This window comes from Stakelama pacifica (assembly GCF_004361835.1).
GTDB lineage: Bacteria > Pseudomonadota > Alphaproteobacteria > Sphingomonadales > Sphingomonadaceae > Sphingomonas > Sphingomonas pacifica.
Window position 1 is genome coordinate 12,506 of record NZ_SNWD01000020.1, and the last position, 26,771, is coordinate 39,276.

The following is a 26,771-nucleotide window of genomic DNA, read 5'->3' on the forward strand; positions in this document are numbered from 1 at the left end:
CGAATATCTGCTATCAAGAACGCACCATGAATAGCGTAGATATAGCCGAGGATACCGACCTTGCCTGCGTGGCGCAGCGCGCATTGTCGGAGATGCCGCAAATCCGGCCGGTGCTGGACAAAATCGCCGATAAGTGGACCATCCTGATCCTCATCGCGATCTGTCCCAGACCGGCGCGGTTCAACGAGATCAAGCGACGGTTGAACGGTATCACCCACAAAGCGCTGGCCGATGCCCTCAAGCGCCTCGAGCGCAATGGATTCGTCACGCGGACCGTCCTCCCGACTGCGCCAATCGGCGTCGAGTATGCGATCACGCCGCTCGGCCATTCGCTGCGGCAGCCGTTCGAGGCGCTGTGCGGCTGGGCGCTCGCTAATGGGCGTGAGATAGATGAGGCGGCTGAGCGATACGACAATGGTCGAAACCCGGCCTGAATTGCCTTCTGCGAACGCTGCCTTCAAAAACGCTGAGGCGCGTTGGCAAGCAATACGGATAGCCGCAATAGCCCGGGAAAGACGGTTTCGCAGGGAAGCGCCCATGCGCCGCGCTCAAGCGTCGAGATAGGCGGCAAGCTCTTCCGGTGCGGCGCGAGGAAAGGCGCGTCGCAGGTGATCGAGAAAGGCAGACACCCTGGCGTTGAGCAGCCGGCGCGACGGGTACAGCGCCCATAGCGCGATGTCCGATCCCCCCACATCGCCCCAGCTCACCAATCGCCCGGCGGCAATGTCTCCGAGCACGAGCGACAGCGGCAGGCGTGCCACGCCCGCACCCGCGCGCACTGCGTCGCGTATCATTACCAGCGACGACAGACGCAACGCGGGTTCGACCTCGATCTCCATCGGCCCGGTCGGCGTAACCGCAGTCCAGCTTCGGCTCGCGTCGCTGCCGCGCACCAATGCCGGGATGCGCTTTCCGGGCATTTTCGGAAGGTCAGGAGCGGCTATCACCACCAGCCGGTCGTGCAGGAACGGCCGACCGACGAGCGTTTCGTCCGGCGCGGGATCGACGCGGATCACCAGGTCATATCCTTCTTCGATCATATCGACCGGCCGGTCTTCCGTCGTAACCTCCAATCGCACTTCCGGGTAGGCCCGCGCGAACTCGGCCGCCAGCCGACCCATCGCTGTCTGCGAGAACAGCAGCGGGGCGCTGATCCGCAGGCGCCCGCGCACCTGCTCGCTACCTGAGGCAATAGCTGAAGCGGTCTCCTCCAACTCGGTCAGCAGCGCGCCGGCGCGCTCGAACAGAGCGCGCCCTTCCTCGGTCAGCTTGAGGTCGCGCCGCCCCCGCTCGAAGAGCCGCAGATCGAGCGCCGCCTCCAATTCTCCCACGCGGCGGGAAAGCGTGGCTTTGGGGCGATGAGCAGCACGCGCCGCCTTCCCGAAACCGCCGTGGCGAGCAACCAGAGTGAAGTCGGCAAGCGCGAGCAAATCCATATCGTTCCACCAGTGAGACGCTGCGTCCAAATTGCGCGGCTATTTGCACTGCCATGGATCACGCATCTTTGTCCTGTCAGCAAGACAAATGAAGGAGCGAAGCCATGACCATTCTCGTAATCGGAGCCACCGGCCGCGTCGGCAGCCACGTCGTTGATCAACTCGTCAAGCGCGACGCCGATGTGCGTGTATTGACCCGCGACCCCGCCAAGGCCGACTTCCCGCCGAGCGTCGACGTCGTGCAGGGTGACCTGCTTGATATCGACGCGCTGCGCGCCGCCTTCTCGGACGTCCGCACGTTGTTCCTGCTCAATGCGGTGACAGGCGACGAATTCACGCAGGCGATCATTACACTCAACGTTGCGCGAGAGGCGGGTATCAAACGGGTCGTCTACCTGTCCGTTTTCGGCGCTGACGAAGCGGTCAACGTCCCCCATTTCGCGGTCAAGCGCGGCGCCGAACGGATGCTGGAGACGATGGGCTTCGGCGCCACCATTCTGCGCCCGACCTATTTCATCGACAATGAGGTGATGGTGAAGGACGTTATCCTGCAGCATGGCGTCTATCCGATGCCGATCGGCGGCAAGGGACTCGCCATGGTCGATGCCCGCGACATCGCCGAGATTGCGGCGATTGAACTGATCCGCCGCAATGCCGCGCCGGACATTCTGCCGGTCGAAACGATCAATCTGGTGGGTCCCGACACGCTGACCGGCACCGACGTAGCGGCGATCTGGTCGGACGTGCTGGGGCGGCCTGTCGTCTATGGCGGCGATGACCCCGACGGGTTCGAAGCCAACATGGCGACGTTCATGCCGAGATGGACGGCCTATGAGATGCGGCTGATGGCCGAGCGCTACGTCAGCGACGGCATGATCCCGCAAGACGGTGACCGCGAGCGTCTGGTGAACCTGCTCGGTCGGCCGCTGCACAGCTATCGGGAAACCGCCGTCCGGATTGCCGCCGCCTGACGCAGCCGCCAGGTCTGACCTGTTTGCCGCCGACATGACTGCCGGCGGCAAACAATCTGCTTTTCGCAAGCTTTACCGGCAGCTATCCCCAAGACGTTGCCTCGATCCGCTGCTCCTCGAGCTTCGGTCAGCCGCGCGCCCGCTGCACCGCCTGATCCCGGATCAGCCGTTCGACCGTGCGGCCGAAAAGATCGCCGCTGACCAGCCAGAATACCGCCTGCGTTCCGATTGAGGTCAGGCGGAATTGCCACAAAAGCGATGCGGGAAACTCCGCTGTCACTTCATCGATCACCGGCAGCAGCAATTGCCCCAGCGCGACGAGCGCGACGTACAGCCCTGCGGCCATCATCAACCGGTCAGGCCCGCTATAGCGCGCGCCAAGCCGATGGTAGCTCCACAGCGCAGCCGTTGCCGATGCGATCGAAAGCGCCAGCATCGCAAAATACGCGGCGGTACGCAGCCGTAAGGTGTCGTGCAGGCCGACGGCAGGCGGCGTCGGCGGATATTTGAGGCCGGGCACGAGTACGACGATGACAAAGGCGGCGAGCGCAAGCAGCAGCGCCAGGCTGCGTGGTCCGCAACGGGCGACGCGCCCGTACATGGCCGCGAACAGGATCGCCAGCATGCCGCCCAGCGCGGTGCCGTACAGCCCCAGCGCGGTGTACAGGCCCCATGTCTTTTGCACGCCCCGGCTGACAATTTCCTCATGCCCTGCGGCGGCATGCATGGCCGAATGCGCCTCAAGCGCGATCGCGGCTTCGATATTGGGTTCGGCGAACAGCAGCGCGAAGGTCGCGGCGACGAACGCGCCGACCAGTCCGGCGAGCATTCCCCGCCAGAGCAGCATCCTCATCATGAGCGGGCCTTTCAGCGATCAGTGGCAGGGAAAGCCAAGCAGATGGCGGCCGTCATGCACATATTCGTGCACATAGGTGCCGTGGAAAAAGGCAAGGGCGCCCTGTTCGGTGCTCACAAAATATAGGAGGATCAGCGCAACGACGGTGCCGAAAATCGCCCAGGGAACGATCTCGGCAAGCGGAATATGGCGCCCGGCGCCAATAGGAAGGAAATCGTGGCCAAACGCGGCAGTGTTGCCGTTCATGTCTTTTCTCCTGCCGGGAAATGCGCCCGGATGAAGGGGTGAAGGCGCCGGGCGGGGTCTGACTCTCGACAGCAGCATGTGTGTCGATCACAGTGGCGCAACCGCGCCGGATTTTCACCGGCTTCCCGCAAGGCACCGAATGGCCGCCGTTCTGGACTGGCCGTCCCCGCACGTCAACCGAACAGGAGCTTGTTTGATGACCCTTCGCCTCGTGCTTTTATGCGCCGGTGCCAGCACCGCGATGCGCGATGCGCGATTTGCCGACGATGATGATGAACTGGATGAAGGCGGGCGGGCGAAGCTCGGCGCGCTTCGGATACCCGGCCCCCCGGCCGAACGTTGTTTCATCAGCCCGGCACGGACTGCGCGCGAAAGTGCCGGCCTGTTAGGGATTGCGGCGGTCGAGGCGGCGGCGCTGCGTGACCGGGATGCGGGCGACTGGACGGGGAGACCCCTGTCTGCGCTTCCGCCCGATGCGCTTGGCCTCTGGCTCGCCGATCCGGTGCAGGCGATGCCGGGCGGTGAGAGCATGGCGGCAGTGCAGGCGCGGGTCGGTGCGTGGATCGACGGGCTGGGCGAGGGCCGGGTGCTGGCAATCACCCATGCCGCAGTGGTTCGGGCGGCGATCGCGCATACGCTCGGACTTCCGCTCGCCGCGACAATGGATATCGATGTCGCGCCGCTGTCGATGACGGTGCTGTCGCATCACGGGCGCTGGCGGTTGCAGGAATTGCGTCGCGCCTGACCCTCAGCGTTCGAATATTCGTTCCGCTATGGATTCGCGTGCCTGCCACCCGCGCCGCTCCAGCTCCGGGGTGGCGGCCGGTGCCTCGGGATAACCGATGCAGAGCAGCGCGATCAGCGACCAGGATTGGGGCACATCCAATTGTGCGGTGACATAATCGGGGTCGAGGATCGATACCCAGCCGACACCGATCCCGCGCACCCGCGCCGCCAGCCATAGCGTGTGGATCGCCATGACAGTCGAATAGCGCAGCGTCTCCGCCATGGTCGCACGGCCAAGGCCATGGCCCGCAATCGGCGCTTCGTCATTGAAGATCGCGAGCAGCACCGGCGCTTCGCGAAGTCCATGGAGCTTCAGACGGCGATAGGCTGCGGCGCGTTCGGCATCGGGCAGCGCGGCGGCGGCTTCGGCGCTTGCTTCATCGACATGCGCGGCAAGCGTCATGCGAAGCGCGGGCGAAGTGATCCGGACGAACCGCCACGGCTGCGCATTGCCGACCGAGGGAGCAAGGGCCGCCGCATCGAACATGGCCTCAAGATCGGTTTCGGGCACCGGCGTCGTGCGGAAATGCCGCACGTCGCGCCGCCAGCGCAGCAACTGATCGAACCCTTCCCGGAAAGCGGGATCGAACACGGGCTCGCTGGTCATGCCATCGCCCGGCGGAGCAGATAGACATCCATGATCCAGCCATGTTCGGCGCGCAGGGCGGCGCGGCGGTCGCGGATTTCTTCGCCCGTCTCCTGAAGCGGCCCGGCGGCGAGCGCCTGTTGCGCCATGCCGAGATAAGCGCCCCACCATATCTCGACCCCGGCCGGGTCGATGGCGTCGAACGCACAGCCCTTGTCGAGCATCACCGCGATCGTGTCGAACCCCGACGGCCAGCCATGATCGCGCAGGCGTCGCCCTGTGGTGATCGCGACCGGAGACGCGATGCGGTTGAGCGGAATGGCGTGTGCGGCGGTCAGCGCCTGAAGACTGGTGATCCCGGGCACGACGCCGACCCGCATTGCCATTCCGTCGCGCTTCAGCCGCGCGGCGATGCGCAAGCTGCTGTCATAAAGCGAGGGATCGCCCCAGATGAGCAGCGCGAGCGTGCCTCCTGCGGGAAGGTGGCGGATGATCTCGGTTCGCCACGCACCGGCAATCGCATCGTGCCAGCCTTCCACAGCATCCGGATAGGGCGCATCAGTGGCGCGTACGGGAAGGTCGAACTCGGCGATCCGGGGGCCGTCGAGACCGGCGCAGAGCATGCGGCGCAGATCGATCAGATCGGCGGTATCGCTTCGCTTTCGCGGTAACAGGATGACATCGGCAGCGCGCATCGCCTTGTCCGCCTCGCGCGTCAGATGGTCCGGATTTCCGGTGCCGATGCCGATCAGCCGCAGGTCGATCATTCCGCCTCCATCAACGGGCCATAGAGGATCAGGGCGGGCGCATCGGATATCGCGCAGCGCAATTGCCGGGCGAGCGCGGCGATCGTGGTGCGGATCAGGCGCTGATCGACATGGCCGATATTTTCGGCGTACAGGACAGGGGTGTCGCCGGGCAGGCCATGCGCGGCAAGATCGTCGGCAAGCGCGGGAAAGGTGCGTTTCGGCATGAACACGACCGTGGTTGCCTGTGCATCGGCAAGCGCCGCCATGTTGCGCGCATCCGGCAGCGCGCCGTTCACGTCATGGCCGGTAACGAACTGCACCCGGCGCGAGGACAGGCGCCGGGTGAGGGGTATCGCGGCGGCAGCGGCGGCGGCGCTTGCCGAACTGATTCCGGGCACGATCTCGAACGCGATCCCGGCCTCGCGCAGCGCGACGATCTCCTCCTCCAGCCGTCCGAAAATTGTCGGATCGCCTGATTTCAGCCGGACGACCCGCGCGCCGGTTCGCGCATGATCGGCCAGCAAAGCCGAGACATGATGCTGGCGCGGCGAGGCACGTCCCGCGCGCTTGCCAACCGCGATCAGATCGGCTCCGGCGCGGACATGCGACAGCACCGGCCCTGAGGAGAGATCGTCGAACAGAACGATATCCGCGCGAGACAGCCGATCGACTGCTTTCAGCGTCAACAGGTCGGGATCACCGGGGCCTGATCCGACAAAGGAAACGAAACCATTCATGCGTCCGCCGTAATCAGATGGAAAAACGTACCCGTAACATGGCCGCGCCACGATCCGGTATCGGTGAGCGCCATGCCGTCGGCATCGGTCACCCGCGCAAGCGAAGCATCGGGCTGCTCCACGATGGTGGAATAATGAAATTCATGCCCCCTCAGCACGCTTTGCGCGGCGATAGCGCCGATCGGACGGGCGAGGTCGGCGCGGCGATAGCCAAGGTGAAGCCGCCGTTCGGCATAGCTCGTCACCAGCCCCAGCAGCCCGGCCATTGGGTGACGCACGCCCTGTTTGTCGATCAGGGCTTGCCCAAGCGCCATATAGCCGCCGCACTCGCCATGGACCGGGCGGGTCTCTGCATGGGCCGCCAAGGCGGCGCGGAAACGGGCGGCCGACGCAAGCCGCCCGGCATGAAGTTCGGGATAGCCGCCCGGCAGCCAGACAAGATCGGCCTGCTTGTCCGGCACCTCATCGGCAAGCGGGGAGAAGGGCAGGATTTCGGCCCCCGCCCGGTGCCAGCCGTCGAGCAGATGCGGATAGGTGAAGGAAAAGGCGTCGTCGCGCGCGAGCGCAATACGCTGCGCCGGGGGAGGTATCGGTGTGGCCGAGCCGGGCTCCGCAGAGGGGGACGCGCTTGCCGCCTCGCGCAGCGCGGCAAGATCAACATGCTCGCGCAGAAAATCCGCATAGGCCGCGATCGCCCTGTCGAGGTCGGGATGTTCTGCCGCCTGAACCAGCCCGAGATGACGTTCGGGAAGCGTGAGGTCGCCGCGCCGGGGCAGGCAGCCGAACACCCGGATATCCATCGCCTCCATTCCCCGTCGTGCCAGCCGCTCATGGCGGGGGCTGGCAACGCGGTTCAGGATGACGCCGGCGATGCGAATACCGGGATCGAAGCGTGAAAAACCCAGCGCGGTTGCCGCTGCCGATTGCGCCTGACCCGATATGTCGAGCACCAGCACGACGGGCCAGCCCATGCGCGCTGCGATGTCCGCGCTTGCCCCGTTGCCGGTGGCACCGGGCAGCGCGACGCCATCGAACAGGCCCATCGATGCTTCGGCGAGAATCAGATCGGCATCGTGGCCCTGCGCGGCAAGCGAATCGAGCATCGGCGCAGGCATTGCCCAGCTGTCGAGGTTGAACGAGGCGCGTCCGCTCGCCGCATGGTGAAAGGCAGGATCGATATAGTCGGGGCCGCTTTTGAACGGCTGAACCGTGACGCCCGCACCGCGAAAGGCACGCAGCAGGCCAAGCATCACGGTGGTCTTTCCCATGCCGGAAGCGGGCGCTGCGATCATCAGGCCGGGGGGCATCAGCTTTCGTCTCCGTTCACGGCGCGGGGGCGGAAGCGGCGTTCATAGTCAGCGGCATACAGGCTGCTTTCGGCGAAGGTTTCGGCGCTCAGCACTTGTCCGACCAGGATCAATGCGGTGCGTTCGGGACCGTTCGCCGATGCCTTTGCAATGGTCGAAAGCGTCGCCTGAACGATCTGTTCGTCGGGCCAGCTCGCGCGCCACACCACCGCAACCGGGCAATCGTCTCCATAATAGCCTGCCAGCTCTTCGGCGATTTCGGGGAGGCGGTGGATCGACAGATGGATGGCGAGCGTCGCGCCGCTGGCGGCAAAGGCAGCGAGCGTTTCGCCCGGCGGCATAGCGCTTGCCCGGCCGGAGGTGCGGGTGAGGACGAGCGATTGCGCCACCCCGGGCAGCGTAAGTTCCGCTTCGAGTGCAGCAGCGGCGGCGGCGAAGGCGGGCACGCCTGGCGTTATCGATACCGGAATGTTCAGCGCCCGCAGGCGGCGAAGCTGCTCCCCCATTGCCGACCAGACCGAAAGGTCGCCCGAATGCAGCCGGACGACATCGTGACCCGCTTCATGCGCGGTGGCGATTTCCCCGATGATCGCGTCGAGCGATAGCGGCGCGGTGTTCACGACCCGCGCACCGACCGGGCAATGGTCGAGCAACGCGACCGGAACCAACGAACCGGCATACAGGCAGACGGGTGAGGCGGCGATCAGGTCGCGCCCGCGCAGGGTGATGAGGTCGGCGGCACCGGGACCAGCGCCGATGAAATGGACGGTCATTCGGGATTTCCCTTGGCAATGGCACAGGTGGCGCGCCGATCGGATGCGATATGGCGGGGGGTTAGCAGGCAGGCGTCCGGTCCGGCGGCGGCGAGCGCGGCGGCCTCAGCCACGCTGCCGGTGCCGCGAGCGGCAAAGCTGGCGCGCGAGGCGGTGGCGGTGGTGACCGCGGCGAGTGCGTCGGGCGGGACAGGGATGAACGGCAGGCCGAGCGCATCGGCGAGAGGCGCAAGCAGCCGCTCGCGATCGGCAGGGGCGGCAAGCGCGGTGACCGAATGGCCTTTACCGGCAAGCGCCAATGCGTCCCGAAAGGAATCGAGCGTTGCACCCGATCGGCAACCGAAACCGGCGACGATCACAGCGTCACGCTCCACTGGACAAGCGGATAGGCCGACCGCCAGCCGCGCCTGCTGCCCAGCGGGGCAGCGCGCGACAGGTCGATCCGCATCAGCTCCCCGCCATGCCGCTGATGCACCGTGCCCAGTAGTGCTTCGGATTCCAGCGTCACCGCATTGGCGACAAGACGCGTTCCGGGCGTGAGGCGGTCGAAGAGATGGTCGAGCAGGGCGTTGCTGAGCCCTCCACCGATAAATACGGCCTGTGGCAACGGCTGATCGGTGAGGATCGCCGGCGCCTTACCCTCGACCACCGACAGCCTGTCCATGCCCAGTGCGGCGGCATTGGCTTTGGCGCAGGCTGCCCGATCGGGATCGCGCTCGAACGCGATGGCTCGGGTCGAACGATGCGCGAGCAGCCATTCGATCGCGACCGATCCCGACCCAGCGCCGATGTCCCAGAGTGTTTCCCCGGGACGCGGTGCAAGCGCCGACAGGGTGAGCGCGCGGGCCGGTCGCCTGGTCATCTGGCCATCATGCGCGAACCACTGATCGTCGATTCCGCTTGCGTGCGGCAGGACCGCTCCTTCGCCCGCGACATGAATGGCGAGCGCCACCGGATGCGTAATATCGTCAAAGGTGAAGGCAGAGGCGGCGCAGCTGCGAATCCGCTCGCGCGGACCGCCCAGCGCTTCCAGCACGCTGATCCGGGATTCTCCGAATCCCTGATCGGTCACGTAGCGCGCAGCGTCACGGGCGGCGTCACCATCGCGCACAAGAATGATCGCGCGGGCACCCGGCGCGAGGATCGGGCGCAACCGCGTAAGCGGCGCTGCGTGCAGGCCAAGGCATTCGGTGTCCTCCAGCCGCCAGCCGAGCCGCGCGGCAGCGAGCGAAAAGCTGCCGGGCACCGGGTGCCCGACCCATTCGTCGGGAGAGAGGTGCCGCGCAATCGTTCCGCCCGCACCGAACCAGAACGGATCGCCCGACGCCAGCATCACGACCGGCGTACCGCGCCGGGCGAGCAGCGCCTCGATCCCCGCGTCGAACGGCACTGGCCAGCGCTCGACAGAACAGGCAAGCGGCGGCAGAAGCGCGATATGGCGGGGTGCGCCGACAATATGGTCGGCATGATCGAGCGCGTCGCGGCTTGCGGTGGAAAGCCCTGCCGGTCCATCCTCGCCGATCCCGATAATCGTCAGCCACGGATTGCGATTAGCCATGACTCATCTCCTGATCCTTGGCGGAACGACCGAGGCAAGCGCCCTCGCCGCAGCCTGTGCACAGCGGGGAATCGCTGCGACGCTCAGCTATGCCGGGCGCACCGCCCGACCGGCGAATCAGCCCGTGCCGGTGCGGATCGGCGGGTTCGGCGGCGTGGCGGGACTGTCGCGCTATCTGGAACAGGCGAAAGTCACCCATCTGGTCGATGCGACCCATCCCTTTGCTGCCCGGATGAGCGCGAATGCGGTGGCCGCCGCAAAAGATATCGGTGTCCCGCTGGTCTCGCTGACCCGGCCCGAATGGAATGAGGAACCGGGCGATCGCTGGATTCGCGTTGCCGATATTGCGGGCGCTGTCGCGGCGCTCAACGGACCGGCGCGGCGCGTCATGCTGGCTGTCGGGCGCATGCATGTCGACGCATTCGCCACGCGACCGCAGCATCATTATCTGCTGCGCTTCGTCGATGCGCCCGAGACGCCGCCCGCGCTGCCCCGTCATCTGCTGGTGGTGGATCGCGGTCCCTTCACACTGGCGGGGGACCGGGCGCTGATGGAAGCGCATGGCATTGATCTGGTCGTGGCGAAGAATGCAGGGGGGAGCGGCGCGGTCGCCAAGATCGAAGCGGCACGCGCACTGCACCTGCCGGTGCTGATGATCGATCGGCCCGTCCTGGCGGACAGGGCTGAGTTTCATGATGTCGGTGCGGTGATCGAGTGGATCGGTCATCGTGCGGAGCGCGGCGTGTAGAGAAAGGGCGTGCCGGGCCGATCGATTGTTCGCGTTCGGCTGGAACCCGCAATCACCATGGTTCGCATATCGGCCATATCGCCGCGCGCCTGCGACAGCGGCACGACATGCAGCACCTCTTCGGGCGTGGTGACGGCGCGAGCGAACAACATCGGCCGTTCCTCCGCCCCATGTTCGCGAAGCACGGCAAATGCCCGGTCGAGCCCGTCAGGACGCGCGCGCGAACGCGGGTTATAGAATGCGATGGCGAAATCGGCCTCGGCCGCGAGCGCGATCCGTTTTTCGATCAGTGGCCATGGCTTCAGATTGTCCGACAGGTTGATCGCACAGAAATCATGGCCGAGCGGTGCCCCGGCGCGGGCGCTCGCCGCCAGCATCGCGGTGATACCGGGAAGCACGCGGATATCGAGCGCGCGCCATGCTTTCGGCCCGTCCTCGACCGCCTCGAACAGCGCAGCGGCCATTGCGAAGACGCCGGGATCGCCGGAGGAGACGATGACGACGCGGCGACCCGCCGCGGCAAGGCGAAGCGCATGGGTGGCGCGGTCGATCTCTACCCGATTGTCTGAGGCATGGAGCGTCAGGCCGGATCGCTGCGCGATCCGCGCGACATAGGGGATATAGCCGATCACATCGCTCGCCCGTGCCAGCGCGGCGCTGACCTCCGGCGTTATCAGCGCTTCATCGCCGGGACCAAGCCCCGCCACGGCAAGCCAGCCGGAGCCGGTCATGGCCGCCGCCCCTGACCATGGATAAGCAGGATCGCGAAATAGGGCGCGGTATCGCCTGCCTCGCAAAGCCGTATCACACGCTGTTCGGGCATGGCGGCATATTCGATCAGCCATGCCGCCTCCGTGCGGCCCGCCGCCGCGACGGCGCGCCGCAGTTTTGGCAGGTGGCGGCCGATCTTCATCACCACCAGCGCATCGGTGTCGCGGATACGGCGGACAAGCTCTTCCTCGCCCAGCGTCGCTGTCACGACCGTCAGGACGTCATCGCCCCAGCTGATCGGAAGATCGCTCGCCGTCCACGCGCCTGACATGCCGGTAATGCCCGGCACCACGCACACCGGCACGCGCCCGCCGAGCCGCGCATGGAGATGCATGAATGAGCCATAGAAAAAAGGATCGCCTTCGCACAGCACGACGATATCCTCTCCCGTAGCGGCAAGGTCGCAAAGATGGCGGGTGCATTCGGCATAAAAGCCGGACAGCAGGTCGGTATAAGCGGGATCGGTAAACGGGATTTCGGTCGTGACCGGATAGTCCATCGCGAATTCAGCGACATCGTTCCGCAGCATCCCATCGACCATCCGGCGCGCTCGGCCGGCGCGGCCCGCCTTGCGGAAATAGGCGAGATGGCGGGCGGAACGGATCAGCCGGTCGGCGCGGACGCTCATCAATTCGGGATCGCCGGGGCCGAGCCCGACGCCATGCACGGTGCCGAGGGCGAGTGGGGCGGTCATTCGGCGCTGCTCGCCAGCGCATTGATCGCGGCGACGGTGACCGCGCTGCCGCCCGGCCGCCCCTCCATGATCGCGCAGGGAACCGGAGGATCGGCCCAGAGTGCGGCTTTCGATTCGACCGCACCGACGAAACCGACCGGACAGCCGATGATCGCAGCGGGCCGGGGGCAGGCGGGATCTTCGAGCATGTCGAGCAGATGGAAAAGTGCGGTCGGCGCATTGCCGATCGCGACTAGCGCACCCGCCAGATGCGACCGCCACAGCTCCAGCGCGGCGGCGGAGCGGGTGGTTTCCAGCGCAGCCGCAAGGCCGGGCACGCGCGGATCGCGAAGCGTGCAAAGGACGATATTGTCGGCGGGAAGCCGTACCCGGGTGACGCCTTCGCTCACCATATGCGCATCGCACAGGATCGCCGCCCCCTGAACCAGCGCGGCGCGGGCGGCACTCACAAAGCCGTGCGAAAAACGGATGCGCGGGGCGAGTTCGACCATCCCGGCGGCATGGATCATCCGCACCGCGACCGGCTCTTCCTCCGGAGAAAATCGCGCGAGATCGGCCTCTGCGCGGATCGTTGCGAAGGAGCGGCGATAGATTGTGCGCCCGTCGGTTTCATAGTCATGCGGCACGGAACATACTTTCGATAAGCGCGGCGAGATCGTCGGGGGACAGGTCTTCGGCATAGGCGGGGTCGTCGGCGCGGGCATGGAAGGCGATGCGGAAGCGGCCATTATCGCCGGTCGCGACCAGGTCGGCGGGTCCGGCGCGCGCGCAGCCCTTTGCACAGCCCGACACGTGCAGCCGCCCGCTGATATGCGGCGCCAGCCGCGCGGCAAGCGTTCGGGTTTCGACGCTCGCACGGGGACAGGCAGGCGCGCCGACACATGCATCCACTGCGAGCAGCCGGGGATCGCCGAAGGGAATGGCAGGAACGGTCGGGGCAACGCCTTCCAGCAGCGCGATCCGCCATGGGGTGAGGCGCAGCGCGCGCATTCCGCCGATCCCGGCGAGCAGCTCAAGCATCGCCGCATCCATCCTGCCAAAGGGTAGCGCCAGCGCAGTGCCGAGCGGGTGCGCGCCCTGTTCCGGCGGAGTGGCGCAGGACAGTGGGCGGAGATCGCCGCGTGCCCAGTCAGGGAGCGCCGCGCGATGCCGCGCCATGCGCCCCGCCTCACCCCCGCCGCTTTCCGTGAACCAGCGGGCAAGCCCGATCAGCGCGTCGATTTCCCCGCCATGGCGAATGGCAACCCCGGCGGCGCGGCCATCGGCGCGCAGGATAATGTCGCCCGTTTCGCCACGTTCGAGGCGAAAATCGCCGGAATTGCCGGTAAGCCGCGCGACGCGACCGGTATCGATCGCCAAGCCGGTCTTTCCGGGCAAAGCGGGCAGTTCGTCCAGCCTGCGGTACAGTTCGATGGCGAGCCGATGGGTGTCGTCGCCATGTTGCCAGTCGGGGGCGATGAGTATCGCGCGCGCCTCGCGCCCCGGGTCTTCATCGACCAGATCGGCCGCGATCAGCGATTGCAGCGCCTGCTCCCAGCTATTGTACGACAGGCCCCGTAATTGCAGCGCGGCGCGATTGGTGAGGTCGATCGCGCCATTGCCATGGATGCGCGCGGTATCCGCCACAAGCCGCATCTGGTCCGGCGATAGTCGCGCCAGTCGCGGGCGGATGCGCAGGATCAGCCCGTCGCCCGCCGCCATGGGCTGCCATGCGGTGGGGCACCAGCCGCGCTTATGGGGCAGGGCGGTGCTCATGCCAGAGTCGCCAGAATCGAATTGCGCCGGGTCGGCCATAGCCCCGAGCGATGAAGCGCGGCGAAGCGCGCCTCCATCGCGGCAAGCGCATCGGGGTTCGCATCGGCCAGAAAGGCGCGAACCTCCTCGGTGCCCAGCGTCGCGTCATGATAAAGGTCGATCAGTTCGGGGCTGACGACGCGCGCGAGGTGCGCGAAGCTGCCCAGATGGTCGAGCGTGGCCGCGATCTCCGCCGCGCCGCGATAGCCATGCCGCATCATTCCCGCGATCCAGCGCGGATTAGCGGCGCGCGCGCGCACCGTGCGGGCGACCTCCTCGCGCAGCGTTCGGGCGCGCACCCGTTCGGGATCGCAGCTATCGACATGATAGAGCGCCGCGGCGCCGCCGGTAACGCTTTGCGCGGCGGCGAACCCTGCCTCATGCGTGGCATAATCGGCGGCGAGCAGCAGGTCGCTTTCGGGAAGGTCCTGCAAATGCACGAACGCGTCGGCGGCGGCGACCCGGTTGCGCAGACCGGCAGGATCGGCGCGTTCTTCGTCTCCGTCAAAGGCGACCGAGGAGGCGGCCAGCCATGCCTCACCCGCTGCCCGCCGCGCGGCATCGGTATAGCGGTCGGCATCGCCGCCCATGGCAAGGCCATAGCTGCCCGATGCAGGGCCATAGACGCGGTGCCCGGCATCGCGCCCGGCAAAGGGATTCCATTCGGCGGGTTCGTCACGCCGGGCCAGCGCGCGAACTGCCTGACCAAACAGCGTGCATAGCTGCCCGAATGTGTCGCGGAACAGGCCTGAAATGCGCAGGGTCACATCGATGCGCGGATGATCGAGCGCCGCGATCGGCATGATCTCCACCCCCGTCACCCGGTCCGATCCATGGTCCCAGACCGGCGCGGCGCCGAGCAGGTGGAGCGCCATCGCGAACTCTTCTCCCGCCGTGCGCATCGTCGCCGACCCCCACAGATCGATGACCAGATTGCGCGGATAATCGCCCTGATCCTGCAAATGGCGGCGGATCAGCTCGTCGGCGAGTCGCTTTCCCTGTTCATGCGCCGATCGCGAGGGGATGGCGCGCGGATCGACCGCATACAGGTTGCGCCCGGTCGGCAGCACATCGCTTCGCCCGCGATTGGGCGATCCGCTGGGGCCGGGCGATACGCGGCGTCCGTCAAGCGCGGCGAGCAGGCCGTCGCGCTCCGCCGCCCCGCAATCGCCGCGCCCGTAAATGTGCAGCCCGTCGCCGAAGCGGCTGTCCTTCACATCGCAGACAAAGGTATCGATTCGGGTAATCGCATCGGCGTCCGAACAGTCGTCGCCAAGTCCCAGTTCGGCGGTGAGGCCGGTGGCCGCCGCCTCATCGGCGATATCGGCGCGCAGCCGGTCGCGCCGGGCAGGGTCCAGCCCGTCGGCAGTCGAGAATTCGTCGAGCAGCGCTTCGAGCCTGTCCAGACCGGTGCCGCTTTCCGCCCCGACCAGTGGCGGGGGAAGATGCCCGATCGTGATCGCGGCGATCCGGCGTTTGGCCTGCGCTGCTTCACCCGGATCGTTGACGATGAAGGGATACAGGATCGGCATCGAGCCTGTGAGCGCTTCAGGCCAGCAGGCGGACGACAGGGCGACAGCCTTTCCCGGCAGCCATTCGAGTGTCCCATGCGCGCCGGTATGCACCGCCGCATCCATGGCCTGTGCGCGCAGCCAGAGGTAAAAGGCGACATAGCCATGGCGCGGGACCCGCGACAGATCATGATATTCATCCGCGCGTTCGGCCGGCACCCCGCGTTCGGGTTGCAGCGCCACCAGAACGCCGCCGCGCCATGTGGCAGCGAAGCGGAAACTGCCATCGGTCACGGCCGGGTCCTCCTCTGGCGCGCCCCATGTCGCGGCGAGTTCGGTTCGTAGCGTGGCAGGCAGTTGCTCCAGCGCGCCGCGATAGGCAGGGACCGGCCAGTCGAGCGCCTCGCCCGACAAGGTATCGGCGAGCGACACGCCCGGCGCGACAGAATAGCCCGCCGCATCGAGATCGCTGAGGATGGCATCGGCAGAGGCCAGCGCATCCAGCCCCACCGCGTGCGCCATCTGATGCGCCTTGCCCGGATAGGTCGACAGGATGAGCGCAATGCGGCGGTCGCCCGGTGGCTTGGCGCCCAGCGTGATGTTTGCGGCGATACGATCGGCGATGGCGGCGATGCGTTCGGGATCGGATCGGTGCGCGCGACGGGCATGTTGCAGCGCCGGGTCGCGAACCGCCTCCTGCTTGAAACTGGCGACCCCGGCAAAGATGCGGCCATCGACCTCAGGCAGGACGACATGCATGGCAAGGTCGGCGGGCGACAGGCCGCGCTCGCTCTCCTCCCATGCCGAACGCGGCGAGGTGGCGAGCGCGACCTGAAACACCGGAACATCGGCGGCGTCGAGGGGCGAGGCGGGCACGTCGCGCGCATCGCCGCCGCGTGCCGAAAAGGCGGTGGCATTTACGATCCCGACCGGCCCCAGTGCGGCGACCCAGTGCGTCAGCCATCCACGGGCATGGCCATCTTTCAGTGACGGCGCGAATAGCGGCAGCACATCAAAGCCGCGCGCCCGAAACGCATCGGCGAGCGCCGCGATCGGATCGAGATCGGCGGCGAGCAGATAGGAGCGATAAAAGGTCAGAAGAATGCACGGGCGCGCGGCGGGGCGCATGGCGAAGGCGGCGGGGCAGGCGATGCCGCTATCGGCATGCCAGGCACCCACAGGCGGGATTTCGCGAATGCCGGGCACCGGCGCGGCGTAAAGTCCGGCGGCGAGCGCGAGCTGTGCCAGTGCTGCCTGCGCGGCGACCGCGCCGCCGGTATCGCTGAGCGCACCCAGCCGTTCGAGGGTCGATCGCGGTACGGTCGACGCCTGTGCCAGCGCCGCATCCTCGCGCCCGTCGGCGGCAAGAATGGCGAGCGCCTGCCCATGCTCGCTGGCATGTGCGGCGACCTGTTGCAGGCCATAGGGCCAATAGGAGCGCCCGCCGATGAGCCGGATCAATATGCCCTTTGCCTCGCCCAGCGTGCGCTCCAGATAGGTGTCGACCGAGAGCGGGTGGAGCAGATCGGCGAGGTTGGCGAGCCGCAGCGAAGGCAGTGCTCGCCCGGCGGCATGCGCCGCATGCCAACCGGCGGCGAACGCCCCCAGATCGCTGTCCGAAAAGGACAGCACGACCAGATCCGCCGGGTCCTGTTCAAGATCGCGCGGCGTCGCACTCTCTTCCAGACCATGGCTTTCGCGAAAGACGATATGCATGACGCGGCCTTAGCGGCTGAGGATGTCGGCGATCCTTTGGGCATCGATCCGGTCCCGTTCGGCGATGACGACGAGCCGCGTGTCGCGTGCTTCATCGGGGCGCCAGGGCCGGTCATATTGGGTGCGCACCCGGCCGCCGACCGCCTGTACCAGCAGGCGCATCGGCTTGCCGCGCACCGCTGCATAGCCCTTTACCCGCAAAATATCGTGGCGGCGCGCGAGCGTTTCGAGATCTGCGGCGAGACGCGCGGGGTCCTCGATTTCACCGCACCGATGGACGAGGCTGTCAAAATCGTCATGCTCATGATCCGCCTCACCGTCATGATGCGATGGTCGCTGGTCAAGATCATCCTCTGCGGCTGCCTCGAGGCCGAGAATGACCATCGGGTCGATCACGCCCTCGACCGTTTCGACGACCGGCACCGGTCGGGGAGCCTCTTCGGCAATGACCGCTCGCGCTTTGGCAACTCCTTCCGGCCCGGCGAGGTCGGCTTTGGTCAGCAGCACCATATCGGCGCAGGCGAGCTGATCTTCGAATACTTCCGAAAGCGGGGTTTCATGATCGATTCCGGGATCGGCGGCGCGCTGTGCCTCCAGCGCCGCGAGATCCGGTGCGAAACGGCCTGCGGCCACTGCCTCGGCATCGGCAAGCGCGATCACGCCGTCCACGGTGATGCGCGAACGGATGGCGGGCCAGTCGAACGCCTTTAGCAGCGGCTTCGGCAGGGCAAGTCCCGATGTTTCGATCAGGATATGATCGGGCCGTGGGGTAAGCGCCAGCAATTGCTCAACCGTGGGGATGAAATCGTCGGCAACGGTGCAGCAGATGCAGCCATTGGCCAGTTCGAGAACATTTTCGGCCGGGCAGTCGGGAATTGCGCAGCCTTTCAATATATCGCCATCGACGCCCAGCGTGCCGAATTCGTTGACGACAACGGCAAGCCGCCGATTGCCGGAATTGCGGATCAGATGGCTGATGAGCGTCGTCTTTCCCGCGCCCAGAAAGCCGGTGATGATGGTGACGGGCGTTTTGGCCAGAGTGTCGGCGGGATTGCGCATGGTGGTTCCTTCGCGGGCGCCGCGACGATCATGACGGCGAAACCGCACGACACCGGACGCGTGAGCGACGGACGGGCGCCACGCATAGTCGCCCGCGCACAACGCGCCGATGCGGCTCCGGCCGCAGGCTTGTCGTCGCTCAGACGGAACACCGTGCCCCGGCCATCCCCTGGACCCGAGCAAGAGCGACCTTAACGTCGGCAGGTTTCCTGGCTCACGGGTCATCGCTTCGGTCACGCCTTCCCGGATCGAATATCTCGTTCCAGTGGCCGCCCTTCGAAAAGGAAGGGCATGTGTCCGTCACTCGCCGCTTACAGTTGCAGGGACAGCTGCGGCCTTGGGGCAAGCCCCGCACCGCATTCCCATTTACGCCCGTTTGATCGGGCACCGACGCGATCAATGGCACCGGAATCCCGGTGCCGGATGCGGCTATAACGTTCGCAATCGGCTTTGCCAACGCCGCGCGATGCGGCGCACCGAAGGGGGTGAGGGAGAAGGCTTTCGCCGCCGATCCCTTCTCGCGCTAGCTGGACTGCCGAATGAAGGTAGCTTCAGCCATGCCGTCCGGGATCAGTGCATCGCATCGCGTTCGCCGGCGAGCGATAAACGGCCTTTGTCGGCAAGCGCGCGCACGGTGTTGCTGCCGCGCGAGAAATAGTGATGAAAAACTCTTCTGCCCTGTCGTGCGGTGAGGGCAGGGGGCTGCCGGTCCGGTTCAGCCGTTCGACTGCAATATTGAACTGATTCTAAATCTCGCCATTGGCCTGAACGAACAGCAGGTTGGCTTCCTTCAGGCTCTTCGTGTCCGGTTTCTTCTTGCGACGCCGCTTGCCTTCAAACGCTGCGCAAATCCTCGCCGGAATTTTCTCGGGGAATATGATAGACCCCGGTTTCGGGGTGCTTGCACGGTGTCACCCTTTTACCCATTCCCGCCTCACTGTACCGGCGAAGAGGTAAAGAATGGCGCAATCGTGCGTTTCCGCCGCTCAGCACGGAGATGGTGACCCCTACGGGAGGGGTAAGCCGCAAGATAATCTATGCAATGTCAGCGTGTTAACTGCATGTCATTATCGCGTTTTGTGCCACTCTTGTGTCACGTAACACGGCCTTTCTGGCACGCTCTCGCCTGACCGCCAAGGGCTAATTATTTTTGCCGTAACCAACCGAGCTCAACACCTTTTGCCAAGGCGCTGGGTTCTGCACTGGACAAGGTGACTTCTAGGCTCCGGATCTGTAATTTGCAGTTGCTCGGCGATTGTCCCTTGAGGGTTTCAAGGATCTGTCCGCACTCGCCTTCCCGAAGGTCGGTGGTGCTGTATCGGGTCTCACAAGTCCGGACGTTGCATTGACTCGACGCGGGCTCTGAAGCCCATCCGGTAACCTTCGCAGATCGTCCGTCCCTGCGTTCCCTCGCGGGACACCGCCATCGGGTCAGCTGGAGAGCGTCACCGCTGGCGAACTGCTTCTATCGTTTTTCATGCTTCGAACAAGGTTACGTCGCGCATCATGGCATGCATGATTACGGCAAGGCGACGTGCGAGCGCAACGCGAGCCTTCTTCAGGCCGCGTCGCCTGGCGATCTTCAGTGCCCAGGTTTTCAGCGCGAAGCTCTGTTTGGTGCGCGTCAGGAACGAGTTCGCGGCCTCGTAGAGCAACTTACGCACAGGGCTGTCGCCCTGCTTGGTGATCCGGCCCGTCCAGTCGAGTTCACCCGACTGATGGCGCCGGGGATGTCGAGCCGGACGCGCGCCTCGACCAGATGGCTTCGAGTGGTGATAAGCGCGCGTACGCCATGAGCGGTCGGCGACTTGACGTGAACCTCGTTGTAGAAGCCGGTGCGCGCCAGTTGCGCGAGGCCGGCTGCATCGTGTGGATCGGTCTTGTTGGCCTTCATCGCTTTCAGGCTCTGATGTTTGGCAGAAGCATGATTTTCGGGATTCCCTTGGCGCGAAATGCGTGTTTCACGGGGAGCTGGCTTTGAGGGAGGCTAGCGATGGACGAGGATTGGCGGACGGACCTGGAGCGGTGGCTAACACCATATCTGGAGGGGCTGGCTAACAAGATGCGGCGTCGGATGTGTCCGGCTTATATCGCCGGTCTGATTGGACCGGGTGATTGCAAGAGCATCCAGCCCATGGTGGCCCGGTCGGACGCGATACCCTATGACCGGCTGCATCATTTCATCGGGGCAGGCTTGTGGGACAGCGCGCCGCTGGAAGCAACTTGGACACCCGCAATAACGATGGTTTCCGCGCAAGCATGAAATGATCGGCACCTTTGGCGGCACATCCGACGTCGGATTTTCGGTTGGGGTCGCCTTTTTCGCTGTTTTGCGTTTCGTTCCTTTCCGGCCCGAGGCTCTGTGGCGCAGCTACGCCGCGGCAACCTGTCGTTCGTGGAAGATCAGGCGATCAAAATTGTAGGCCAGGTTGAAGAGGGGAGTTTGGCCTGTGCCTTGGCGAGGCCGATGGTGCGGATGAACAGGCCGTATCGGTTCTTCTGGTGGGCGGAGACATGTTCGACCTTTGGCCCGCAGCTTGCCGCCGATCTTGACCGTCCAGCGCGCATCGACATCCTTCTGGTGCGCCTTGTGCTCGGCTTGCCCGGCCAGATCTGCCGTGCCGATTTGCCCTCCTTGACTGCGGTCTTCTCCTTCTCGGTATTGCGCTGCTTGGGAGCAGGAACCAGTGTCGCATCGACGATCTGTGAACTTGCTCCGAAAAGTTGAGAGTTCCCTTGAGGTGAAAGGCGAACTCGATGACGAAGCAACGACGGTTTACGAAGGAGTTTGAGGACGAGGCGGTGCGGCTGGCGGCGACCAGCTGGCGCACGCAGCGCGCGGTGGCGGAGGATCTGGGCATTGGCCTGTCGACGCGGGTGCGCTGGATCAGCCGCAGTCGTGATCGGCTGGCGGCAATGCCTGGCGCAGCGCCGCAGGCAGACATTGCGGCCGAGTTGAAGCGGCTTCGCCGGGAGAACGAGATCCTTCGGCAGGAGTGTGACATATTGAAGCGGGCGACTGCTTTTTTCGGCCGGGAGGGAAGTCGATCAAGTTCCAGCTCATCGATCAGGCGAAGAAGGATTTCCCCGTACACCGCCTATGCCAGATACTCGGCGTCAGCCAGAGCGGCTACTTCGTCTGGAAGAACCGCCCCGCCAGCAAGCGACAGCAGGACGACATGGTGATGCTGGCGCATGTCCGCTCGGCATTCGCGCTGTCGAACGGCACCTATGGCAGTCCGCGCATGACGCGGGAGTTGCAGGATGAGGGTTTTGCCATCGGGCGTCGGCGCACGGCGTGGCTGATGCGCTAGAACGGCCTGCGCGGCCGGCAAAAGCGGCGGTTCAAGCGAACCACCGACAGCGAGCATGCTTGGCCGATCGCGCCCAACATCATCGACCAGGATTTCGCGGCGACGGCCCCGAACCAGAAATAGGGTGTGGACATCTCCTATGTCTGGACGCGCGAGGGGTGGCTCTATCTGGCGGTGGTCATCGATCTGTTCTCCCGCCGTGTCGTCGGCTGGGCGATCCGCGACCGGCTGCACCGCGACCTCGCGCTCACAGCCTTGCGCAGGGCCGTCGTTGTGCGACGTCCGCCCGAAGGGCTCATTCATCATTCGGACCGCGGCAGCCAATACTGCTCTGTGGACTACCAGGCCGAACTGCGCCGCCACCGCATCCGTATCTCCATGTCGAGCAAGGGAAACTGCTTCGACAACGCCATGGTCGAGACGTTCTTTAAGACGATCAAATCCGAGCTCGTATGGCGCACCGTCTTCTACACCCACGCCCAAACCGAGCAGGCTATTGCCCGCTATATCCACGGCTTCTACAACCCTGTCCGGCGCCATTTTGCGCTCGACTACATCAGCCCAGCGCAGTTCGAGAGAACCGCGTCACACTGAGCGAATGCCTCTCCACTTAAGCGGGGCGAGTCCAGATTGCGCTCACTGCAGATGCAACCTCAACAAACCCCCGCTCGAACTTCTGCCAAAGCAGTGCCAATTTAATAATCGACGGGATAATCTTTTAAGAATTTTTGGCCCGAGAACGCGTTTCTGCTTGTCCAGGATATTGGTGGTGCAGTCCAATAGGTGTCAGTTGCAGCCAGCCCCAATGCAATCAGACTTTCAGCTACGATATACATGCTGCCTGCATTGGAATAGACATCGCCCAAAGTGGGCTGCTTTCCGGCAAAACCAATCGTCAGATAGCCGTCCTCATCGAAATTGGTGGGGTTGGAAAACACCGCGCGTTGTGCCGCGAGCGTCGCGGCCCGCACCCTTCCTTCAGCAAGTGTTTCAGGAAGCTGTTTGCGCCAGGCTAGAAGACCAAGCGGCTGAAACACTGCGGTGCGATAAGTTAGCGAACGGCCAATTGGCGGATACGCGCCTTCGGGACCAATCATGCGCTCCAGGTGTCCAGCATAACGTTGCATCCGGCGATAGGCAGTCTCGCGAAGTTGCTCTGCGGAATCTCCGGCAATGCGTATCTTTGCGTCGGCAAGAACGTCCAAAACCTGAGTGAGCATGGGATGAATTACATACGAACCATAATAATCGTAATGAAAACGGTTTCCATCGGCATACCATCCATCACCGACATACCATTCATTGATCTTTCGGATAGCGATGTCGACGCGAAGCGGATCCCAGTCTTCGCCGACAGAGAGCAGGAATACCTCGTTCATCGCAGCGAATAACAACCAGTTGGAGTAGGGTGGATCAACCCTTCGTAGCCCTTTTATTTCGGTGACGATCTGACGTTTTGTCGTTGACGACAGCGGTTTCCATAATTGTTTGGGCGCGCGCAGTAGTGCCTGAGTGTAAAAGGCGGAATCAACGAGGGGCTGCCCCTCGCTGCGCCACAAAAGATAGTCGGGGCTGGTGGGGTCAACCGAATGGGCAAAACATGCAAGCGCCTTGTCCCGGAGGGCCGAGCGTATTTTCCCCTCAGCGTCCGGGCTGTCCGGAAGCGCGAGCCATGGCGCGATGCCGGACATAAGTCGGCCAAATGCTTCGAGATAACCAACCTTGACATCGCGGCCATCCCAAGTGGGGCTGACCGCCGGATTCCAGCGCGCCTGAAGCTTACCTTCCGCCATCGGCCTCAGCACCGGATTTGCCATGCGAACGAGCAAATCCAACATATAAAGCCGGTCCTCACCTCCTGCGGGAAGCGAGACAGCCGTCTGTGAGCTGGCGGCCGCAGTCCGAGGGGAAGCGGCAAGCATTCCCGCACCGACCGTTGACGTAAGAAAATTGCGTCGTTCCATAAATATATTCCAGCCTGAATGGGAGCTAGTGAGCGGGGTCAAAGTCTACGGTTTCCGCCGCGACCAATTTATCCCACGCCTCGCGCGAGTTGACATGGTCCTGGCCCAGATTCCACGCAGATCCGGAATAATAGACAAAGGGCTGTCCCGGCTGCACCTTAAGCAAAACAAGGTAATTGTCGGCATCTTCGCGAATTTCCGCGATCATTTTGGGGTCAACCTTAAGCGCGACCATCATGCGCCCATGTTCCGGTTCATCCGGCCCCCACCAGGATAGTATGCCGCGTGGGCGATCAATCGTAACAGATCCCGCGCGGCCGCTTGTGGGACGCTTACCGATACCGATGCCGACGATCAGAGGGTCGGAGAGATCGGAGCGAATGGTGGAAACCATCCTTGTGAAATGGGTGCCGAGCGGCAGAGTGAAGCGCCGTGTTTCCCAGACCTTCCTGACGACATCTACGGGCCAGGGCGCGTAGTCGACCTCGAAATCCGCAACCGCGCCGGTTTGCAAAATGCGGTATTTCGAATAATTGCGCGATGTCCAAAGCTTGTTATCGTACCATATTCCCAGTCCACCCGCGCCCCGTGTGGTCCCCACATGGTAGAAATCCATTCCTTCGCCATGATAACTGTGCTGATCTCCGCCTCGCAACTGGCGGTCAGCAAAGGGCCAGGCGACGTTCTTGCCCCAGCTATCAATACCCGATCCAGACGGCGGCTCGGCTTTTTCCAGCGCAAGCCCGTAGATCCGATGAGCGGTCTTGTCGTTTTCCCATAACAGATCGTCATATCGGTAGTCGGCAAGCAAGACTCTCGCTCGCGGATGTCGATCGGGAGGGGCGGGAAGAGGGTTCACAACTACCGGCAAAGCCGTTTGTGTCGGCGTGTGCTGGGCCGACGCGGTCGCCGAAATCAGACCCATGGCAAGCGCGCATATGCGACCAATGATCACCGCAAACCTCCTATCCACGGACGAACTTCGTAATGCGGCATCAGCTGTCATACAGACACCCGGCGCAAATTCAGGCGCGGCGCTCGCGGGTCGCTGCTGGCGCAAGAGTAATCGCATAAATCCTCTCCCGTACACCCTTGCCAGATCGACTGTCCGGCCTGCAGGTGCTAAAACATGGGTAACAACCGGAGATAGGTATGACAAGTAGCGAGAATGCTCGCGCTGTTGCAAGCAACCCCGAACGGGAAGAAGCCGCGCGGAGCGGTTCATTAACCGATGAATTATTTTCGAAACTCGAGGCGTCGATCCGATCCGGGGAATTGCGTGCCGGGACTCGTTTGCCGTCACAAAAGGAGATCGCACTTTCCCAGAATGTGAGTCGTACCGTCGTTCGCGAAGCGGTGGCTCGCCTTACCGCGCAGGGACTGGCAGTTTCCCGTCAGGGAGCAGGGGTATTCGTGGTCGACACGCCCGAATACCGCGCTTTTCAGATCACGCGTGAGGAGGTGCAGGAACTTGCCGATGTAATAAAGCTGCTTGAGATGCGCATGGCCGTAGAGACCGAAATGGCGGGGCTGGCTGCAGCACGTCGCACAACCCAGGACATCGGGGCCATTCAGGACGCGCTGACAACGATGATAACGGTCGCCGACGATCCGATGGCGGCGGCGAGCGCCGATGCAGCTTTTCATCTCGCAATATCCCGCGCCACACAGAATGAATATTATTCTCGCTTTGTCGAGTTTCTGGGGGTTCGTCTGGTTCCGTCGCGCAGTCTGTATCTGGGTGAAAAGCCTCAGGAAGTTCACCGGGCCTATGCAGATAAGGTGCTCGCAGAACACGAGGCCATCGTCGATGCCATCATCCGGATGGATTCAACGCGCGCCCGGGAAGCTGCACGACAGCATATGCACGAAAGCCTTACCCGCCACTCCACATTAAGTGCCACCCTGCGAATGGCGAAAGTCTCCGGGTGAGTCGAACTTTAAAAAAACGATCAGCTTCCGCCATAAAGTGATCGTCCAAAGCTCAAATTCCCTCGAATTCCGATCTGGTCTGCAAAACTCCGGACAGCGCAACTAGGATATTGACTGACAAATAACAACTTGTCATACAACTCTCAACGCGCCCGGTCTGACCGAGGACGTGACAGGGAGAGGAAAAATGGGGAAATCGCATTTTGCGTCAGCTGTGTCTGCTGGCGTACTCGCATTTACGTTCGTTGCGACGCCTGCCTGGGCGCAGACCAGCCAGTCGGAAGATCCGCAGACCGAAGCCGGCACGCCGGACAGCGCTGCGCAGGACATCGTCGTTACCGGATTCCGGGGCAGTCTTGCCGAAGCGGTTGAGTTGAAACGTGAGGCCGTATCGTTTCGCGATTCGATTGTTGCCGAAGACATCGGCAAGTTTCCAGAGGCAAATGTCGCCGATTCTATGCAGCGCATTCCGGGTGTTATCCTGTCCCGCGATGGCGGTGCCGGGACAAACGAAGGCCAGCGGGTCGAAATTCGCGGGCTGCCCGCCGATTTCGTCGTGACCACAATCAACGGCGCACCGGTCCGCACGACTTCCGCAGGAAGTGTCGGTAGCTCAAGCCGTGCGTTCAACTATGATGTATTTCCGTCCGAACTATTCGGCCGGGTTGATGTGTATAAGTCGCCGCTGCCCAGTCTCGAAGAAGGCGGAATAGGCGGCAATGTCGATCTGCAAACGCCGCGGCCGTTCGATAATGAGGGACGGGTTATTCGGTATAATGCGCAGTATAATTATAATACGCAGTCGAAGAAATGGCGCCCGCGCGGGTCGCTTCTGCTCAGCGACACCTGGGGCAATTTCGGTGCGCTCTTCGGCGTCGCTTATGCGAAAAACGTTAACGAACGTTCCGGTTTTCAATCAACAGGCGGGTGGAATTCATCAGCGCTCGGTCGCCGCCCTTATTATTCGTCGGCCGCAAACCCTGTACCGCCGAACACCAGCGGTCCGTTCCAGTTCGAACTCGACCTGGACAACCCGCTTGCGAATTTCGGGGGACTGACGCGATCACAGATTGAAAATGCGCAGCTCCCGCGCTTTTATCGCGTATATTCTTCAAATACCGAACGCGAGCGGCTGGGATTTGTGGGCTCGCTTCAATATAAAAACGACCGTGGTCTGAGCCCCTAGATTTCCTCCATTGATAGGTAGAGTCCGGCCTTCGACAAGGAGACGGACGAATGAAGCGATCGAGGTTCAGCGAGGAG

At 64.0% G+C, this 26,771-nt stretch carries 24 protein-coding genes, 4 pseudogenes and 2 riboswitches; of the genes and pseudogenes, 8 read left to right on the top strand and 20 right to left on the bottom strand.

Features of this window, described 5'->3' with window-relative positions:
• Positions 1-26 precede the first annotated feature (26 nt).
• Complete coding sequence (locus EV664_RS18100) at positions 27-434, top strand: winged helix-turn-helix transcriptional regulator (protein ID WP_229668381.1); 408 nt, start codon at positions 27-29, stop codon at positions 432-434.
• A gap of 114 nt (positions 435-548) precedes the next feature.
• Here EV664_RS18100 and EV664_RS18105 read toward each other — a convergent pair whose 3' ends face one another.
• Positions 549-1,466 carry a LysR family transcriptional regulator gene (locus tag EV664_RS18105; RefSeq protein ID WP_229668380.1) on the bottom strand — a complete coding sequence of 306 codons (918 nt, stop codon included), beginning with the start codon at positions 1,464-1,466 and terminating at the stop codon, positions 549-551.
• Positions 1,467-1,540: 74 nt separating this feature from the next.
• Here EV664_RS18105 and EV664_RS18110 point away from each other — a divergent pair, with 74 nt between their 5' ends.
• Positions 1,541-2,407, top strand: a complete 867-nt coding sequence (locus EV664_RS18110; protein ID WP_133497090.1) for an SDR family oxidoreductase — start codon at positions 1,541-1,543, stop codon at positions 2,405-2,407.
• Positions 2,408-2,534: 127 nt separating this feature from the next.
• Here the strand turns inward: EV664_RS18110 and EV664_RS18115 are convergent, their stop codons facing one another.
• Both EV664_RS18115 and EV664_RS18120 read right to left on the bottom strand, forming a co-directional pair.
• Positions 2,535-3,263: a CbtA family protein gene (locus tag EV664_RS18115; RefSeq protein WP_133497091.1), complete on the bottom strand. Its 729-nt coding sequence runs from the start codon at positions 3,261-3,263 to the stop codon at positions 2,535-2,537.
• An 18-nt stretch (positions 3,264-3,281) separates the two neighbouring features.
• Positions 3,282-3,509, bottom strand: coding sequence for a CbtB domain-containing protein (locus EV664_RS18120; protein WP_133497092.1), 228 nt, complete (start codon positions 3,507-3,509; stop codon positions 3,282-3,284).
• Positions 3,510-3,541: 32 nt separating this feature from the next.
• Positions 3,542-3,694: riboswitch (cobalamin riboswitch) on the bottom strand.
• A gap of 11 nt (positions 3,695-3,705) precedes the next feature.
• Here EV664_RS18120 and EV664_RS18125 point away from each other — a divergent pair.
• Positions 3,706-4,254, top strand: coding sequence for a histidine phosphatase family protein (locus tag EV664_RS18125; RefSeq protein WP_133497093.1), 549 nt, complete (start codon positions 3,706-3,708; stop codon positions 4,252-4,254).
• 3 nt (positions 4,255-4,257) lie between these two features.
• Here EV664_RS18125 and bluB read toward each other — a convergent pair whose 3' ends face one another.
• Genes bluB through cbiE form a run of 7 tightly spaced genes read right to left on the bottom strand, consistent with a single transcriptional unit; the run spans position 4,258 to position 10,005 of the window.
• Positions 4,258-4,902 carry a 5,6-dimethylbenzimidazole synthase gene (gene bluB / locus EV664_RS18130; protein WP_133497094.1) on the bottom strand — a complete coding sequence of 215 codons (645 nt, stop codon included), beginning with the start codon at positions 4,900-4,902 and terminating at the stop codon, positions 4,258-4,260.
• Positions 4,899-5,648, bottom strand: coding sequence for a precorrin-6A synthase (deacetylating) (gene cobF / locus EV664_RS18135; RefSeq protein WP_133497095.1), 750 nt, complete (start codon positions 5,646-5,648; stop codon positions 4,899-4,901). Before cobF ends, bluB begins: the two co-directional genes overlap by 4 nt.
• A complete protein-coding gene (gene cobA / locus EV664_RS18140) occupies positions 5,645-6,367 on the bottom strand; it encodes a uroporphyrinogen-III C-methyltransferase (RefSeq protein WP_133497096.1) in 723 nt (240 codons plus the stop codon). The genes cobF and cobA overlap by 4 nt, the downstream gene beginning before the upstream one ends.
• Positions 6,364-7,674: a cobyrinic acid a,c-diamide synthase CobB gene (locus tag EV664_RS18145; RefSeq protein ID WP_188656467.1), complete on the bottom strand. Its 1,311-nt coding sequence runs from the start codon at positions 7,672-7,674 to the stop codon at positions 6,364-6,366. Before EV664_RS18145 ends, cobA begins: the two co-directional genes overlap by 4 nt.
• Positions 7,674-8,447, bottom strand: coding sequence for a precorrin-4 C(11)-methyltransferase (cobM, locus tag EV664_RS18150; RefSeq protein ID WP_133497098.1), 774 nt, complete (start codon positions 8,445-8,447; stop codon positions 7,674-7,676). The genes EV664_RS18145 and cobM overlap by 1 nt, the downstream gene beginning before the upstream one ends.
• Positions 8,444-8,821 (bottom strand): cobalamin biosynthesis protein, encoded by a 378-nt coding sequence (locus EV664_RS18155; protein ID WP_229668379.1) that lies wholly within the window; start codon positions 8,819-8,821, stop codon positions 8,444-8,446. The genes cobM and EV664_RS18155 overlap by 4 nt, the downstream gene beginning before the upstream one ends.
• Positions 8,803-10,005, bottom strand: coding sequence for a precorrin-6y C5,15-methyltransferase (decarboxylating) subunit CbiE (cbiE, locus tag EV664_RS18160; RefSeq protein ID WP_133497099.1), 1,203 nt, complete (start codon positions 10,003-10,005; stop codon positions 8,803-8,805). The genes EV664_RS18155 and cbiE overlap by 19 nt, the downstream gene beginning before the upstream one ends.
• On the opposite strand from cbiE, the gene EV664_RS18165 reads away from it, so the two are divergent.
• Entirely contained in the window at positions 10,004-10,753 is a 750-nt protein-coding gene (locus EV664_RS18165; RefSeq protein ID WP_133497100.1) for a cobalt-precorrin-6A reductase, read from the top strand. The two genes, cbiE and EV664_RS18165, sit on opposite strands and share 2 nt — an antisense overlap.
• Here EV664_RS18165 and cobJ read toward each other — a convergent pair.
• From cobJ to EV664_RS18200, 7 genes and pseudogenes are all read right to left on the bottom strand, one after another.
• Positions 10,729-11,484 carry a precorrin-3B C(17)-methyltransferase gene (gene cobJ / locus EV664_RS18170; protein ID WP_133497101.1) on the bottom strand — a complete coding sequence of 252 codons (756 nt, stop codon included), beginning with the start codon at positions 11,482-11,484 and terminating at the stop codon, positions 10,729-10,731. The two genes, EV664_RS18165 and cobJ, sit on opposite strands and share 25 nt — an antisense overlap.
• Positions 11,481-12,218 carry a precorrin-2 C(20)-methyltransferase gene (gene cobI / locus EV664_RS18175; protein WP_133497102.1) on the bottom strand — a complete coding sequence of 246 codons (738 nt, stop codon included), beginning with the start codon at positions 12,216-12,218 and terminating at the stop codon, positions 11,481-11,483. The genes cobJ and cobI overlap by 4 nt, the downstream gene beginning before the upstream one ends.
• Positions 12,215-12,844: a precorrin-8X methylmutase gene (locus tag EV664_RS18180; RefSeq protein ID WP_133497103.1), complete on the bottom strand. Its 630-nt coding sequence runs from the start codon at positions 12,842-12,844 to the stop codon at positions 12,215-12,217. The genes cobI and EV664_RS18180 overlap by 4 nt, the downstream gene beginning before the upstream one ends.
• A complete protein-coding gene (locus EV664_RS18185) occupies positions 12,834-13,973 on the bottom strand; it encodes a cobalamin biosynthesis protein CobG (RefSeq protein ID WP_229668378.1) in 1,140 nt (379 codons plus the stop codon). Before EV664_RS18185 ends, EV664_RS18180 begins: the two co-directional genes overlap by 11 nt.
• Positions 13,970-17,239 (bottom strand): cobaltochelatase subunit CobN, encoded by a 3,270-nt coding sequence (gene cobN, locus EV664_RS18190; RefSeq protein ID WP_133497104.1) that lies wholly within the window; start codon positions 17,237-17,239, stop codon positions 13,970-13,972. Before cobN ends, EV664_RS18185 begins: the two co-directional genes overlap by 4 nt.
• A 9-nt stretch (positions 17,240-17,248) precedes the next feature.
• Positions 17,249-18,298, bottom strand: coding sequence for a cobalamin biosynthesis protein CobW (gene cobW, locus EV664_RS18195; protein ID WP_133497105.1), 1,050 nt, complete (start codon positions 18,296-18,298; stop codon positions 17,249-17,251).
• 182 nt (positions 18,299-18,480) lie between these two features.
• Positions 18,481-18,705: riboswitch (cobalamin riboswitch) on the bottom strand.
• A 1,068-nt stretch (positions 18,706-19,773) separates the two neighbouring features.
• Positions 19,774-20,210: pseudogene (locus EV664_RS18200) on the bottom strand (transposase); the annotation flags it as partial.
• An 81-nt stretch (positions 20,211-20,291) separates the two neighbouring features.
• On the opposite strand from EV664_RS18200, the pseudogene EV664_RS18205 reads away from it, so the two are divergent.
• Positions 20,292-20,519, top strand: a pseudogene (locus tag EV664_RS18205) (transposase); the annotation flags it as partial.
• Positions 20,520-20,846: 327 nt separating this feature from the next.
• Here the strand turns inward: EV664_RS18205 and EV664_RS19820 are convergent.
• Positions 20,847-21,004 (bottom strand): annotated as a pseudogene (locus EV664_RS19820) (IS5/IS1182 family transposase); the annotation flags it as partial.
• 51 nt (positions 21,005-21,055) lie between these two features.
• Between EV664_RS19820 and EV664_RS18215 the strand changes: the two are divergent.
• A pseudogene (locus EV664_RS18215) lies at positions 21,056-22,206 on the top strand (IS3 family transposase).
• Positions 22,207-22,307: 101 nt separating this feature from the next.
• Here EV664_RS18215 and EV664_RS18220 read toward each other — a convergent pair.
• Together EV664_RS18220 and EV664_RS18225 are read right to left on the bottom strand one after the other, a co-directional pair.
• Entirely contained in the window at positions 22,308-23,450 is a 1,143-nt protein-coding gene (locus EV664_RS18220; protein ID WP_229668377.1) for a DUF2264 domain-containing protein, read from the bottom strand.
• A gap of 151 nt (positions 23,451-23,601) precedes the next feature.
• Complete coding sequence (locus EV664_RS18225; RefSeq protein ID WP_308423542.1) at positions 23,602-24,531, bottom strand: DUF4861 family protein; 930 nt, start codon at positions 24,529-24,531, stop codon at positions 23,602-23,604.
• Between the two features lie 197 nt (positions 24,532-24,728).
• Here EV664_RS18225 and EV664_RS18230 point away from each other — a divergent pair, with 197 nt between their 5' ends.
• Positions 24,729-25,508, top strand: a complete 780-nt coding sequence (locus tag EV664_RS18230) for a FadR/GntR family transcriptional regulator (RefSeq protein ID WP_133497107.1) — start codon at positions 24,729-24,731, stop codon at positions 25,506-25,508.
• Between the two features lie 187 nt (positions 25,509-25,695).
• Positions 25,696-26,694, top strand: coding sequence for a TonB-dependent receptor plug domain-containing protein (locus EV664_RS18235; protein ID WP_229668376.1), 999 nt, complete (start codon positions 25,696-25,698; stop codon positions 26,692-26,694).
• Positions 26,695-26,771 lie beyond the last annotated feature (77 nt).

What these genes read in the sequence shown, in the direction of transcription:
- EV664_RS18100 (WP_229668381.1), top strand. Translation starts at nt 27, where the DNA reads ATGAATAGCGTAGATATAGCCGAGGATACCGACCTTGCCTGCGTGGCG.
- EV664_RS18110 (WP_133497090.1), top strand. Translation starts at nt 1,541, where the DNA reads ATGACCATTCTCGTAATCGGAGCCACCGGCCGCGTCGGCAGCCACGTC.
- EV664_RS18115 (WP_133497091.1), bottom strand. Translation starts at nt 3,263, where the DNA reads ATGATGAGGATGCTGCTCTGGCGGGGAATGCTCGCCGGACTGGTCGGC.
- EV664_RS18120 (WP_133497092.1), bottom strand. Translation starts at nt 3,509, where the DNA reads ATGAACGGCAACACTGCCGCGTTTGGCCACGATTTCCTTCCTATTGGC.
- EV664_RS18125 (WP_133497093.1), top strand. Translation starts at nt 3,706, where the DNA reads ATGACCCTTCGCCTCGTGCTTTTATGCGCCGGTGCCAGCACCGCGATG.
- bluB (WP_133497094.1), bottom strand. Translation starts at nt 4,902, where the DNA reads ATGACCAGCGAGCCCGTGTTCGATCCCGCTTTCCGGGAAGGGTTCGAT.
- cobF (WP_133497095.1), bottom strand. Translation starts at nt 5,648, where the DNA reads ATGATCGACCTGCGGCTGATCGGCATCGGCACCGGAAATCCGGACCAT.
- cobA (WP_133497096.1), bottom strand. Translation starts at nt 6,367, where the DNA reads ATGAATGGTTTCGTTTCCTTTGTCGGATCAGGCCCCGGTGATCCCGAC.
- EV664_RS18145 (WP_188656467.1), bottom strand. Translation starts at nt 7,674, where the DNA reads ATGCCCCCCGGCCTGATGATCGCAGCGCCCGCTTCCGGCATGGGAAAG.
- cobM (WP_133497098.1), bottom strand. Translation starts at nt 8,447, where the DNA reads ATGACCGTCCATTTCATCGGCGCTGGTCCCGGTGCCGCCGACCTCATC.
- EV664_RS18165 (WP_133497100.1), top strand. Translation starts at nt 10,004, where the DNA reads ATGACTCATCTCCTGATCCTTGGCGGAACGACCGAGGCAAGCGCCCTC.
- cbiE (WP_133497099.1), bottom strand. Translation starts at nt 10,005, where the DNA reads ATGGCTAATCGCAATCCGTGGCTGACGATTATCGGGATCGGCGAGGAT.
- cobJ (WP_133497101.1), bottom strand. Translation starts at nt 11,484, where the DNA reads ATGACCGGCTCCGGCTGGCTTGCCGTGGCGGGGCTTGGTCCCGGCGAT.
- cobI (WP_133497102.1), bottom strand. Translation starts at nt 12,218, where the DNA reads ATGACCGCCCCACTCGCCCTCGGCACCGTGCATGGCGTCGGGCTCGGC.
- EV664_RS18185 (WP_229668378.1), bottom strand. Translation starts at nt 13,973, where the DNA reads ATGAGCACCGCCCTGCCCCATAAGCGCGGCTGGTGCCCCACCGCATGG.
- cobN (WP_133497104.1), bottom strand. Translation starts at nt 17,239, where the DNA reads ATGCATATCGTCTTTCGCGAAAGCCATGGTCTGGAAGAGAGTGCGACG.
- cobW (WP_133497105.1), bottom strand. Translation starts at nt 18,298, where the DNA reads ATGCGCAATCCCGCCGACACTCTGGCCAAAACGCCCGTCACCATCATC.
- EV664_RS18220 (WP_229668377.1), bottom strand. Translation starts at nt 23,450, where the DNA reads ATGTTGGATTTGCTCGTTCGCATGGCAAATCCGGTGCTGAGGCCGATG.
- EV664_RS18230 (WP_133497107.1), top strand. Translation starts at nt 24,729, where the DNA reads ATGACAAGTAGCGAGAATGCTCGCGCTGTTGCAAGCAACCCCGAACGG.
- EV664_RS18235 (WP_229668376.1), top strand. Translation starts at nt 25,696, where the DNA reads ATGGGGAAATCGCATTTTGCGTCAGCTGTGTCTGCTGGCGTACTCGCA.